Annotated in this window: 8 protein-coding genes; all 8 read right to left on the minus strand. The window is 65.1% G+C overall.

Translation table 11 applies throughout. The features are described from left to right. Window position 1: 1 nt before the first annotated feature. On the minus strand, window positions 2-1,525 hold the full coding sequence (locus L6444_RS09920; RefSeq protein WP_236982100.1) for a PecA family PE domain-processing aspartic protease: 1,524 nt from the start codon (window positions 1,523-1,525) through the stop codon (window positions 2-4). A gap of 142 nt (window positions 1,526-1,667) precedes the next feature. After that, on the minus strand, window positions 1,668-3,143 hold the full coding sequence (locus tag L6444_RS09925; protein WP_236982102.1) for an FAD-dependent oxidoreductase: 1,476 nt from the start codon (window positions 3,141-3,143) through the stop codon (window positions 1,668-1,670). 77 nt (window positions 3,144-3,220) lie between these two features. Beyond that, window positions 3,221-6,127 carry an MMPL/RND family transporter gene (locus L6444_RS09930; RefSeq protein WP_236982104.1) on the minus strand — a complete coding sequence of 969 codons (2,907 nt, stop codon included), beginning with the start codon at window positions 6,125-6,127 and terminating at the stop codon, window positions 3,221-3,223. Beyond that, entirely contained in the window at window positions 6,124-6,585 is a 462-nt protein-coding gene (locus L6444_RS09935; RefSeq protein ID WP_236982106.1) for an MmpS family transport accessory protein, read from the minus strand. The genes L6444_RS09930 and L6444_RS09935 overlap by 4 nt, the downstream gene beginning before the upstream one ends. A gap of 175 nt (window positions 6,586-6,760) precedes the next feature. After that, a complete protein-coding gene (locus L6444_RS09940) occupies window positions 6,761-7,819 on the minus strand; it encodes an NAD(P)H-dependent amine dehydrogenase family protein (RefSeq protein ID WP_236982108.1) in 1,059 nt (352 codons plus the stop codon). A gap of 36 nt (window positions 7,820-7,855) precedes the next feature. Next, entirely contained in the window at window positions 7,856-8,962 is a 1,107-nt protein-coding gene (pe, locus tag L6444_RS09945) for an acyltransferase PE (protein ID WP_236982110.1), read from the minus strand. A gap of 46 nt (window positions 8,963-9,008) precedes the next feature. Then, window positions 9,009-11,996 carry an MMPL/RND family transporter gene (locus L6444_RS09950; protein ID WP_255731156.1) on the minus strand — a complete coding sequence of 996 codons (2,988 nt, stop codon included), beginning with the start codon at window positions 11,994-11,996 and terminating at the stop codon, window positions 9,009-9,011. A gap of 139 nt (window positions 11,997-12,135) precedes the next feature. Beyond that, the gene (locus L6444_RS09955; RefSeq protein WP_236983975.1) at window positions 12,136-13,554 is read right to left on the minus strand and encodes a condensation domain-containing protein; all 1,419 of its coding nucleotides are present in this window, start codon (window positions 13,552-13,554) and stop codon (window positions 12,136-12,138) included. Between the last annotated feature and the right edge of the window lie 66 nt (window positions 13,555-13,620).

Below are 13,620 nucleotides of genomic sequence, written 5' to 3' on the forward strand. Positions count from 1 at the left end.
ATCAGATCTGCCGGTCGATGACCGTGGTGCCGACCGCGTCGTTGTTCCAGATGTAGACGGGCAACTGCGAGAAGGGGAACGACCCGGTGTTGAACACGTAGTAATTGGTCGGCGTCGCCGACGCCACCACGTAGGGGGTGCTGGCCGCGGTCACCGTCTGCGTGTAGAGCGGCACTCCGTTGATCGTGGTCACGGTAATGACCGTGCCCGCCGGCAGGTGGTTACCGATCGCAAGCCCCGGCACCAACGACTGTGGGACGGCACCCAATTCACCACCGGAGTCGAAGAAGGTCCCGACGGTCTGCGGCAACTGGTTGTTGATCTGCACTTGCACAACGGTTCTCGGCGAGCCATCCATTTCCAGGATCGGTGGCAGCGGATTGGGGCCGAACTCCAGCAGGCCGCGCGGCAGATTGATCAGCACACCCTGGTTCATGGTGCCCGGCAGCGCGGCGGTCACCGGATTGGGGAACGGATAGTCGTTGTTCGGTCCCACGCCAAGATAGGCCGTCAGCGACAACAGTGGGATGGACTGCCCGGTGGTGTACTGAGCCGAGGTGGCGACGCCGACCGTCGTTGGCTGGCTGACGATTCCGTTTCCGAAGTTCAACGTCGTCAGATAGGTGTTGTAGTTGACGATGACGGTGCCGCCGTAGCTGACGCTGCCCGACCCGGTGGATGTGCCGAGTGTCGCCAGGTTAACGTACTGCGGCGGCACCACCAGGCCGGAGGCGCCGGAGTCGACGGTGACGGGCAAGCTCGGCCCGCCGCCGACCGAGATATTAAGGATCGGGCTGCCGTACTGGCCCGGATGGATCAGCGTCTGGTTGGCGCCCAGCGGCGTACTCAATCCGGCGGTGCCGGGCAGTCCCAGCAGACCGCCACTCCCGCCGGCGCCGCCCACGCCGCCGGGACCGCTGGCCCCGCCGCTACCGCCGATGCCGATCAGGCCCGCCGAGCCGCCGGGACCGCCGGGCATGCCGCCGTAAAGGCTGCGACCGCCGGTGCCGCCGTTGCCCAACAACACGCCACCCGCGCCGCCGGCGCCCCCGGCCACTCCGTATTGGACGCTGACGCCGCCGGTCCCGCCGTTGCCGAACAACCAGCCTCCGGCCCCGCCGGCGGTACCCACGCCTTGCGCGTTGGTATAGCCATTGGCACCGTCGCCGTAGAGCGGACGCCCCGTCACCTGCAGCACGGGATCGTTGACGAGGTGCGACGCGGTCGAGGCCAGGTGGTTGGCGATGGCGGCTTCGGCGGTCGCATACGCCTGCGCGGCTTCCAGCAGTCGGGGTAGGAATTGTTGGTAGGACGTGGCGACCTGTTGCGCCAGTGCTTGATACTGGCGGCCGTAGTCGGTGAACAGCGTGGCCAACGCCACCGAGATCTCGTCGGCGCTGGCGGCGACGAGGCCAGTGGTGCCAACGGCGGCCGCGGTGTTGGCCGAGACCAGCGAGGTGCCGATCATCTCCAAATCCGTTGTCGCCGAGACCAACAAGTCAGGCGAGACGAGCAGAGCTGGCACGCCGGCCTCCTTTTGCGATCACTAGCACGGTCGTGATACCGCTATTGCCCCGGACCGTGTGCTCAGAGAGTACCGAGAGGCGGACGCAGGATGGTAGCCAAAGGCGGCGGACGCGCGTCATGTCGGAGTGTGGCGATCCACGTTATGACGCGCCCTGCGGCTGGAGGTCGGATGGTCCGCAAGCCCTCAGCGGCCCACAGCGAACGTCGAAGCGTTCCCGCACGGTGTCCAATACGCGGCGTTGGCGTTCGCGCTCCCGGCGGTGCGTGAACATGAAGCGGGCCATGGCCGGTAAGCGGCGTGGCAGCGGGTACCACCTGTCGAAGTCGAGCCCGTTGTCATTGAAAACCCGGCTCGGCAGCGATTCGTAGATGAGGCTGAGGTTGTGCTGCACAAGCGCAAAGACGGTGTACGGGAAAGCGATTGGCGACTTATCCCGCAGACCCTTCCAGTCCAATTCGTACAGTGGCAGGTCGCGGATCTTGTCCGAGAACATCAGGTGGGTCAGGAAGTAACCCATGAATGCCGGAAGGTGCAGTACCGCTGAACGCAAATTCATCGAAACCACCGCTCCGCTGCCGGAAACGTAAGGCTCGTAGGGGTAATCGTTGAGGCCAACGTATCCGGTGCAGTTGATGACCCAGCTACCCGGCTCAATTGTCGTCGTCGCACCACTGCGGAATACCAGCTCCGTCGTACCGTTGCGGTCGACGGCGTCGGCAAAGTAGTCCATCACCACCTCGTTCAAGCCCGCGGCGATCGTCTTGTTCTCCGCCTGCGACAGCACGCCCAGCACGTAATTGTTCGCGTCGGGAGTAACGGAATTCGTGTAGGCGCCGCGGTACCACGATTGGACCTCGGTTTCGTTGGTGCCGTCGAATCGGCGGCCCATCTCCGAGGCCACCTTGGCCAGCAACACGCCATCCCACCACCGCCGTGCACCGACCGGAAAGATTTGCTCACGCGTCCCGAAGAATGTTCCTCGGCCGGCGACGAGATTCACCTCCCGACCGGGGTATTCGGTAATCAGTGTGTACGCGGTGTCCATCGCCGTCTTGCCGCCGCCGATGATCCACACCGGGGCGTCGCTGTCGCGCAGGGCGCCCGATCGGATATCGCAGTAGTCCGGGGACACCGAATTCAACCGGGAACTGGAAATCGCCAACGGGGCGTTCGGTGTGGCTGCCAAACCGTATGCCTTGATCAGTCGCTTCGCGTTGATGACCGCAACGTCACCGTTCGCGTTTCGGCAGGTGACCCGGACGAGTCCGTCGGTCTCTGCGCCGGACTCGAAATCCCAGCCGAAGTATTCCGCTACCTGCACTCGCTGTTTGATGACGTCGAGGCAGTATCGGAGGTGGTCGAGCACCTCACCCTTGGTCGCGAGATACGAGGGGTCCTTGCCGAGGGTCCACTTGATGTTTCCGGCGGTGAACATCGGGTGTGGTTGGTGCAGCCGTACGTACGGGTAGGTGTCGACCCACATGCCGCCCACGCGTGCCCGGCGGTCGACCAGGACGACCTTTTGGTCCGGCGATAAGTACCGGCTTGCGCTGAACAGTGCGTTGAGCCCGGCAATGCCGGCTCCGACAATGCAGACATCGCAATCGATCGCCATGCGGCGAGTGTCCCACCCTGTTTCGGGGGGGCACAGCGTATTCGATTACTTGCTTTTTCCGGAGTTACCCCGCCCGGCTACGTCCGCGCGAAGGTCCGTCGGGCGTTGTCGCCGCGCGGATGCACCACTTTCGGCCACCAGAACCAGCGGCCGAGCAGCGTCGCCACGGACGGCATCAGCAACGTGCGCACGATCAGCGTGTCGAGCAGCAGACCGATACACACCGTCGACCCGAACTGGCCCAGCACCCGCAGATCACTGCCCAGCATGGATGCCATGGTGAACGCGAACACCAGGCCCGCGGCGGTCACCACGCCACCCGTGCCGGCCATCGACCGGATGATGCCGGTCTTGAGCCCGGCGTGGATCTCTTCCTTGAAGCGGGACACCAGCAGCAGGTTGTAGTCGGACCCCACGGCCAACAGGATGATCACCGACAGCGCCAACACGATCCAGTGCACCTTGATGCCGAACAGGTCCTGCCAGATCAGCACCGACAACCCGAACGACGCCGCGATCGAACTGGCCGCGGTGCCCACGATCACCAGGGCGGCCACCACGCTGCGGGTCAGCAACAGCATGATCATGAAGATCAGCGTCAGCGCGGACACCACCGCGATCATCAGGTCGAACTTGGCGCCGTCGTGCATGTCCTTGAACGTCGCCGCGGTGCCGCCGAGATACACCTTCGCGTCGGCCAGTGACGACTGCTTGAGGCCCTCCTGCGCGGCGGTGCGCTCCGAATCGACACGCGAAATCCCTTCCGGCGTCATCGGATCGCCCTGATGGGTGATGAAGAAGCGGGCCGACTTCCCGTCCGGGGAGAGGAACATCTTCAGGCCGGTCTGGAAGTCCGGGTTGTCGAAGGCCTCGGGCGGCAGGTAGAACATGTCGTCGTTCTTGGAGGCGTCGAAGCTCTGCCCCATCACGATCGCGGTGTCGCTGAGCGCTTTCATCTGGTCGAGCATCGCCTTGAAGGTCGACTGCATCGTCAGCGTCAACGCCTTGGTGGTCTTCATCGTGGTGATCATCGGCGGAATCAGAACCAGCATCTCGTGGGTGGCCGCCGCGGTGGCCTGGATGTCCTTGGTGAGTTCGTCGAATTGGCCGGCCAACTGGTCGAAGCCGTCCAGTGACTCGAACAGCGAACGCAGCGACCAGCAGATCGGGATGTCGAAGCAGTGCTTCTCCCAGTAGAAGTAGGAACGGATCGGCCGCCAGAAATCGTCGAAGTCGGCGATGTGGTCGCGCAGCCGATTGGTGATCTCGGCGGTCTCCGCGGTGGTCTTGGCGCTGTCGTCGGCGGCGTGGGAAAGATGCTGGGTCACCGTGTACATGCGCTCCATGTTCTCGATCATGAACTGCATCTCGTCGGCCATCTTGGTGATGTCGGCCATCCGGTCCTGCAGGAAAGCCATGTTCTGCATGGTGGTCTGACTCTGCATGCTGTTCTGAAAAGGTATGGAACTGTGCTGAATTGGGATGCCCAGCGGCCGGGTGATGTCCTGCACCATGGCGATGCCGACGGTGCGCATCACGTTCTTGGCCACCCGGTCGAGCACCAGCATGTCGGCCGGGTTTCGCATGTCGTGGTCGGCCTCGATCATCAGCATGTCCGGGTTCATCCGGGCCTGGGAGAAGTGCCGATCTGCGGCCGCCTGCCCGAGGTTGGACTGCGCCGAGGTGGGCAGGTAGTAGCGGTCGTTGTAACTGGTCTTGAAGCTCGGTAGGGCGACCATGCCGATCAGCACCACTGCCGTACTCACCGCGAGAATTGGTGCGGGCCAACGCACTACGGCGGTGCCGACCCGGCGCCACAGCCGGCCCTGCTTGGCCGCCCGCTTGGATTCGAACAGGTGCAACTTGCTGCCCGCGAATACGACCGCGGGGCCCAGGGTGACCCCGGCCAGCACCACGACCACCATGCCGATCGCCACCGGCGGGCCCATGGTGCTGAACCAGGGCAGCCGGGCAAAGCTCAAGCAGTAGGTCGCGCCCGCGATCGTCAAGCCGGATCCCAAAATCACCGGGGTGACGCCGCGAAAAGTGGTGTAGTAGGCCGTTTCCCGGTCTTCGCCCGCTCGCAACGCCTCTTGATATCGGCCGACCAGGAAGATGCCGTAGTCGGTACCGGCCGCGATGGCCAGCATGGTCAAGATGTTCGCGGCGAACGTGGTGAGCCCGAAGGCGTTGTTGTAGGCCAGAATCGCGACGACACCACGCGCCGACAACAACGCGATGAACGTCATGAACAACTGCACCAGCGTGGTCACGATCGATCGATAGACCAGCAGCAGCATGATGGCGATCGCACCGAGGGTGAACAGGGTGATCTTGGCCAGGCTGGCATTGCCGATGACATGCATGTCGTCACTGAGTGCGGCAGGTCCGGTGACGTAAACCTTCAGCCCGGCCGGCGGTGGGTTCTTGTCGATCGTCTTGCGGACCGCCTCGACCGAGTTGTTGGCCGTGGTGGTGCCCTGGTTTCCGGCCAGGTTCAACATGACGTACGCAGCCTTGCCGTCGGCGCTCTGGGCCCCGGCGGCCGTCAGCCGGTCGCCCCAGAAGTCCTGAATGTGCTGGATGTGGTCCGGTTGCTGACGCAGCTGGCGGATCAGGTTGTCGTAGTAGTGGTGCGCCGGCTCGCCCAATGGCTGATCGCTCTCCAGCACGATCATGACCGTGGCGTTGGAGTCGAACTCCTTGAAGTTATGGCCCAGCAGCATCATCGCCTTCATCGACGGCGCATCCAGCGGGGCCATCGGCGCCGAGTGTGCTTCGCCCACCACCTCCAGCGACGGGACGACGACGTTCACCAGCGCCGCGATGAACACCCAGGCCAGGATGATCGGTATCGCGAAGATCCGGATGGCGTGTGGGATGGCGGGCCGGTGCGGGCGCTCGGTGCCCGGTGGATGGTCGGCGGGGCGGGGCGGCTCGTGGACCCGGATCGGGCCGGTCGCCGCGTCGTGGTGGTCGCTCATGCCGACTTCACCAGACAGAATGTCTGCGGATTCACTCCTTCGGATGTCTTCTCTTCCCGCACGACACCGTCGACCGTGATGCGGCAGTGGATCTGGCTGCCGTCGGTTTGGGCCATGATGTTGGCGCTCACCGCGGGAAGCGTCGTTGAGATCGTGAACGACCACGGCAGCGGCGCCGCATCGACCTGGTGAGTGTTGGCCTCGGCGTCCCAGTAGTTGATGTTGGCAGTGGCCCCGGGTGAGCCGGAGATCTCATAGACCACCACTTTGGGGTTGAACTGCACGATCTCAATGCCTTGGCCGGCACTGGCGTTGAGGTCCTGGGAGCCGAAGATCTTGTGCAGCCTCGACACGACGAGGGCGGACACGGCGAGCACGACAATCAGGACCAGAGGTATCCACGCCTTTTTCAGGAGGCGGCCTCCGCGCCCCGCGAGTGAACCAGTCTGCACCGCCACCGCCTGCCACCGCCTTTCGCGCACCAACCTGCGTTGCAACGCCCCGCCGCAGCGCCGGCTTCCCCGTCCAGACAGCCGTCGAAGGGAGAACCTTTGCTCGGCTAAGTATGCTAACTCTTAGTGGACGCCAGCGTTCCTCGGGGTGGCCAGAGTGTGCCGGACGGCACAGCCGCGGCTAGCGAGCCACGCGTCCGGTGACCGGCGGCAGGTCGGCCAGGGTCACGATGCCGGGTTTGGCGGCGACCACCGCGGGCACCGCGTTGGTGACCGGCATCGCCGTGTAGATCATCCCCAGGCCCATGAACCCGGGCTCTTTCCAATCCTTGGGCGGCAGGCAGTGCAGCACCGTACGCATGTTGGGCAGGCCGAACACCTGGATGACGTGGCCGTGCTCCAGCGGCTTGGGTGGGTCCACGTGGTCGCCCATGGTCCAGTTGAATCCGACGCTGACGACGTTGCGGTCACCTTCCCAGCCGCGGTGGTAGCCGTAGACACCGCCGACCGTCCCGGCGGGAATTTTCATGAAGCCCAGATCGGTGTCGCCGGTCGCCGCGGTGAAGGTGACGTCGAAGGTCATCCGGTCCAGACGGGCGCCGATCGCGTCGGCCATCATCGCGGCCGACTCGGCGAACACCTCGCTTTCCCGCCGCACGCTCTCGGCCAACCCGGGCGTCTCGGGGTCCTGGGAGAACCCCATCGCCGTCTGCGTTCCGGCCGATTCGTAGGTCGAGCAGTCCACCGACTCAGTGATGCGGATCTCGTCGACCCGCTCGCAGGAGGCGGACAGCACCATGCCGACCATGTTCGTCATACCGGGATGCGCACCGCTGCCGAAGATCGTCGAGTTGCCGCGTTCGCAGGCGTGCAGAATCCGCTCGCGATCCGGTGGGGTCTGCTTGCCGCCGGTGATCCAGGCCGCGCTGGTGCACACGTTGACCCCCGACTCCAGCAGCCGCACCAGCTCATCGATGTTGGGCCACAACGGGTTATAGCAACACGCGTCGGCTCCCAGAGCCAACAGTGCGTCGATGTCGTTGGTGGCCTGCACGCCGGTCGGCTCGGGCCAGCCCGACAGCTCGGCGGCGTCGACGCCGACCTTGTCGGCGCCGTGCGCGTACACCCCGACCAGCTCCAGGTCGGGCCTGCCGATGATGGCGTGCAACGAGCGCCGCCCGATGTTGCCGGTGGTCCACTGGATTACGCGCAGGGGACGCTCAGTGCTCGTCGTGTTCATCGGTGCTCCTTTGCGCCGCTGTCGAGCGGGCTGGGGTCAGTGGTGGCCCTGGTTATTCAGCGCGTACATCGCCCCGGACAGAATCTGCGAGAGCGGGTCCGCGCCGCCGCCGAAGGTGGCCTGCGTCGCCGGTGCGGTCACCGCCGCCGGGTCATAGCCGTGTACCGGATCCACCTGGATCGGTGCGGTCGCCGGATCGTCATTGCGCGAGTAGCCCGCGTTGACCATCGGCGTCAGTTCCGCATCGAGCTGGTTCAGCTGATCTTCGGGTACCCCGGCGTATTGGAACGGCAGTACCAGCGGCAGGTGCCGTTCGGGGATCAGGTACGTCGTGGTCGTCGCTCCGCGCGAGTTGACGGTCGTCCGGATGTTCTGCGGCGGCACCATGCTCGGGTTGGTGAAGGCCACCGCCGTGTGGCCGGTCAGCAGTCCGGCCAGGGTGTTGGCCAGCGACATCCAGTTGTCCGGCCGGTCGGGAAAGTCGGCGATCGAGTCGTACGCGGAGATGAATTGCTTTGTGTTGTACTGACTTTCCACCGGAGGCGGGACGACGTAGTCAAGGGCGGGGACGGTGGCGCCGACCGGGAACACCGCGGTGAGGAAACTCTGACCGAAAGCGTGCCGTGCAACCGGATCGCCAAAGGTGGCGAACGTCAACTGATCCGGCGGGGGAGCGGTTGGGTCGGTGGCCAGCCGGGCCTGCAGCGCCTCGAGCACCAGAGCGCCCTCGGACAAACCGATCGCGGTCCCCGGGCCGCCCGCACGGATCGCCGAGTACAAGTTCTCCTGCCCGACCTCGACCGACTCGCCGATGCTGGGACCGTCGGCGCCGATGCCGGGGAATGCTTCGTCCAGTTGCCGGACGCCCGGGAAGAGCCGTCCCAGCACGTGGCCCTGAACCTGGCCGGCCGGGTAGTCGACGATCTGGCGCCGCAGCCCCGGGAACCACTCGTCGCCTTCCCTGCGGATGTACTCGTCGTAGGGGATGCCCAGCACGTGTGCGCCACCCAACGCGTAGGCGTTGGCGCCGGGTGCGGTCGGGTCGACCGGCGGCGGGTCGTCGGCTTTCGCCAGCCCGGCACCGAAATACCCGGTGGCGCCGAGAGTTACCGCTGCCGTGACTCCGGCGAGTACTTTCTTCATGGCTCTGCTCGTTCGGCTCGGTTGGGTGGTGTTGCATGTGCCGGTCCTAGTCGGCCGGTTGGGCCGGTAGTGCTTGCGGTCTCGGGCGGGACGGCCACCAACTCGCCTTGCCGACCAGCGTAGCGATCGCGGGCACCGTGATGGTGCGCACCAGGAAGGTGTCCAGCAGGATGCCGACGCCGATCACCAACCCGGCCTGGATGACGGTGCCGATGCTGGAGAACAGCAGCCCGAACATCGACGCGGCAAAGATCAATCCCGCTGCGGTGATCACCCCGCCGGTGGAGGTCAGGGTGCGGATGACGCCGTAACGCATGCCGTGCGGCGACTCGTCACGCATGCGGGAGACGAACAGCATGTTGTAGTCGGCGCCCACGGCGACCAGCACCACGAACGCCAACGGTGGCACGCTCCAATGCAAATGCTGCCCGAGCAGGAATTGGAACACCAGCACCCCGATGCCGACCGCGGACAGATAGGAGACGACGACCGATCCGACCAGATACAGCGGCGCGACCACTGCACGCAGCAGTGCCATCAAGGTCAGCAACACGACGACGACGGTCACGAAGATGATGTAGCGGATGTCGCGCTGGTAGTAGTTGCGCGTGTCGCGCAGGGTGACCGGATATCCGGCCATCGAAATGGTGGCGTCCGCCAACGAGGTGTTCGGTTGTGCGCTTCGGGCGGCATCGGTGATCGCGTTGACCTGATCCATCGCCTCGGCGCTGAATGGATTCAACTTGGTCTGCACGAGGTAACGCACCGAGCGTCCGTCCGGCGAGATGAACATCTTGGCGGCCTTCTTGAACTCCTCCAGATGCAGCAGTTGGGCGGGGATGTTGAAGCCCGCCATCGAGGGGTCGGCCGCTTCGTTCTTCATCTCCAGCAGGAACGCCGACGCGTCGCCGAGTCCCGCGCCCAGCGCTCTGACCTGTTCGACCAGTTGTTCCACGCCGTCGGCCACTTGGCGGCTGCCGCCGGCGAAGCGGTCGGCTCCGCTCTGCAGTTTGTTCAGGCCGGACTGCAGGCCGCCGGGGCCGTCGAGCCCCAGCGAGTGCATTGCTCTGGTGAACCCGGTGAGCACCGCCCGCAGCCGATCCACCGACGCGTTCAGGGTCTGCCGGTCCTGAAATGTCTCCAACTGCCCGGCCAACTCGTTGATCTGGTCGAGGCTGCCGTCACCGCGGGCGGCGACCAGCCGCTGAAACTGGGCGCGGGTGTCGCTGCACGACAGGTCGGCGTCACAGATCGGGTTGGCCTGCAACGCCGCCAGCACCGGCCCGATCCAGCCGAACATGTCCTTGACCGCTGCGAAGTTCACGCCCATGGAATTGCCCAGGGCGTTGATGCTGTTCACCAGCTTGGCCGCGGTCACCACCTCCCGGACCAGCTTGTCGCCGCCGTATTGGGTCCGCATCGAGGCGAACGCGTCGGTCAGGCCCTGCATGCTGGCGACGATCTGGTTGACCTGCCCGCGCACGTCGCTCAGGTTGGTGGCAAGCGTATTGGCGCCGCCGACCAATTTGCTGAGGTCGTCGTTGTGATCGTTGATAACGTCGGACGCCCCGCCGAGGCGGGCGCCGACAGCACCCGCCTGATAGGTGGCACGGAACTCCTGCGGGACCACGCCGGTGGGCCGGGTGATGCCACTGACCCTGGCGATATCCGGCAACTGGCTGACCCGTTCTGCCATCTGTTCCAGGGCGGCCAGCGCCTTCGGTGTGCGCAGGTCGTGCGGAGACTGGATAAGGATGTACTCGGGAACGGACTGGTTGACCGGGAAATGCCGCTCGAGGGCGGCGTAACCGATCGAGCTCGGCGCCGACGGCGGCACCACCTTGCGGTCGTCGTAGTTGTACCGCACCAGTCCCGCGCAGCTGGCCAGCGCGGCCAACACCAGCACGCTGGCCACCAGATGAGATTTCGGGCGGCGCACGATCCGGATTCCCGACCGCCGCCAGAACCGGGCGGTGAGTTCGCGCCGTGGCTTAACCCACCCGCGGGGCCCGGCGATCACCAGGATGGCCGGCAGCAGCGTCACCGCGGCCAGGAACGCGACACCGATTCCGATCGCCGACGACGCGCCGACCGTCGAGAACACACCCATCCGGGCGAAACTGATGCCCAGGAAAGTGACGCCCACCGTGGCGGCGGAAGCGGCGATCACTTTTCCGATCGAGATCAAAGCGCGCCGCACCGCGTCGTCGAAATCGGTTCCGTCGCGCAGATAGTCGTGATATCTGCTGATCAGGAACACGGCATAGTCCGTCCCGGCGCCGGCGATCATGGCGCTGAGGAACACAATCGACTGATTCGAGACCCCGAAGCCGGTCAATTTTGAGAAGCCGGCCACCAACGCCTGCGCGACCAGCAGCGACATCCCGATCGCGGTCAGCGGCAACAACATGGTGATCGGATTGCGGTAGACCATCAGCAGCACGGCAAGCACCAGGACTGCGATTGCGATCTCGATCGGCATCCGGTCGTGCTCCCCGGCGGCGGTGAGATCGGCGACGGTGGCCGCGGGGCCGGTCAGGTTGGCGGTCAACGGTGTTCCGGCGACGTGGTGTTTGACAATTTCGGAGACCCGGCCGAACGCGGCGTAGGACCGAGGGGTCCCCAGCTCACCGGTCAATCCGACCGGCAGCACCCAGGACCTGTTGTCCTTGCTGGTCAACACCGGTCGAAGGGGCGGCGTGGCGATGAAGTCCTGCACCATCACCACGTCGCGGGTGTCGTCGTGCAGCGCAGTCGCCAGCTTGCGGTAGACGCCCTCGTCGGCCGGTCCCAGCCCCTTGTCGTTGGTCAGGACCACCAGCAGCAGATTTTCCGAACTCGACTCGTGAAACGCCTCGGTCATCTTGCGGGCGGTGACGGCCGACGGTGCGTCGCTGGGCAGGATGGAAAGCGGGTGCTGCTGCGACATCTCGTTCAGCGACGGCATCGTCAGCGGCAGGGCGACCGCGATCGCGACCCAGAACCCGATCACCACCCACGGCCACCGCACCACGAAATCGGCTAGGCGTCGCACAGCGTCCCCACCTCCGGTCCCAGCGTGCGCCCCCCGGCGACACCGTGTGCTGCGTGGCGCGGAGATCCGGTCCGTGCCAAAGCCGAGGCCTGATCGGAAGTCGAGCATGTCGGTACAGCAGCCATCGAACTACCCCACACTACGCAACGCGCCCCCAGTCGCCGCTCTCCGCGACGCGGGTGCACACGGACTTCATCGCCTCCACGTAACGAGTGACAGATTTCTGCGCAACCGGGTTGTCGGGGTACATCACCGCCATCGAGGTGCCTTCGCCGTACCGGAAGATATAGATAGTCAACTGATATGAGAACCGGCCGTCGGAATAGATGCCGATGTTGTCCGCATAACCCATCTCGGCGGCCCCGAGGACCGCGTTGAGTGGGGCGGCGTCGCCGTGCAAGAAATTCGACACCGGAAAGTTCGGTCGGGGCCAGTTCAGCCACGGCGCCAATTCCAGGACGCGGTAGTACGGCACTTTGGCCAGCTCGAGTCCCGTGTCGAAAGAATTCTGCGCTGCCCACGCGGCGTCACCGAATGACGCTGCGACGATAGGAACGGTGATCGGAACCAGGCCGGTGAACCAGCCCTGGGTCATGAAATTCTCCGAGGTGCGGCGGGTGTCGCGGGGCGTCAAGCCGTAGTACGTCAGGGCACCGGTGAATTCGTGTTCCACCAGCGCCATACAGGCGAACAGGCCGCCGATGAAGCGGGCGCCGGCACCCTCGCAGGCCGCTTCGAACCGGGCCGTCTGGTCCGGATTCATCAGGACCTCGGTCAGCATGTCGCTGCCGGACGGCTTGAGCGGGTTGCCGAGCGGCAGCGGGAACTCCGGGAAGCTGCCCCCGTTGTTCTCGGCGAATTCGATCCAGGCCCGCACCTGCGGCGAGTCGACGGTCAACTGCGAGGTGAGCTCGCGTTGCTGGACGCAGTACTCGTCATAGCTGCCGGTGTCGGGCAGGGCGAGCGGGCCGTGCCCGGCCGTCAGCGACTGATACATGGCGTGGGATTCCAGCATCGTGATGCCGATCAACGTCGCGTCGCCGTGAACGTGGTCGATGCTGGCGTAGAACGTGAAGTGGTCCTGGCTTTGAATGATGCCGAAGCTGAAGCAACCCCATTCCAGCGGATTGGGTGTCCCGATTACGTGGTCGCGAATTTCCTCGGCGCTCATCTCGCCGTGGTTTATCGGCATGAATTCGATATCGGCGGGATCGAGCAAGGTGTGCCGAACGAACTCGCCGTCGTGGTGGGCAAACCAGCTGCGGTAAGTGTCGTGGCGGCGCAGGTATGCGTTGAGTGCGCGATCCATCACGTCGATATCGCAGTGACCGGCCACTTCGCAGCCCGCGAGAATAAGACGCGAAAAATCGAGACCTGAAGCCGTTCGTTCGTGATAATTCCGAAGATGTTGTGCCTGCATGTAGCTGACCGGCACGGAGCTGACGGGAGCCTGCCGCGCCTTCTCCCGGGACGCATCGGTCGGATGCCAGGAGATAACCGTGCCCGGCCGAAGGGTCCATTGGTCGATTGTGCCGATCGTGATCTTCCCGATGCGCAATATTTCCTCCCGGGGTTCGCGCTGCCGCGGTGCGGCCGCGCTGCGACCCAGATCAAGATAACCGCT

This window comes from Mycobacterium kiyosense (genome assembly GCA_021654635.1).
In the GTDB taxonomy this organism is placed as follows: domain Bacteria; phylum Actinomycetota; class Actinomycetes; order Mycobacteriales; family Mycobacteriaceae; genus Mycobacterium; species Mycobacterium kiyosense.

Coding starts and splice junctions, on each gene's coding strand:
- L6444_RS09925 (WP_236982102.1), bottom strand. CDS start 3,143: ATGGCGATCGATTGCGATGTCTGCATTGTCGGAGCCGGCATTGCCGGG.
- L6444_RS09940 (WP_236982108.1), bottom strand. CDS start 7,819: ATGAACACGACGAGCACTGAGCGTCCCCTGCGCGTAATCCAGTGGACC.
- pe (WP_236982110.1), bottom strand. CDS start 8,962: ATGAAGAAAGTACTCGCCGGAGTCACGGCAGCGGTAACTCTCGGCGCC.
- L6444_RS09930 (WP_236982104.1), bottom strand. CDS start 6,127: ATGAGCGACCACCACGACGCGGCGACCGGCCCGATCCGGGTCCACGAG.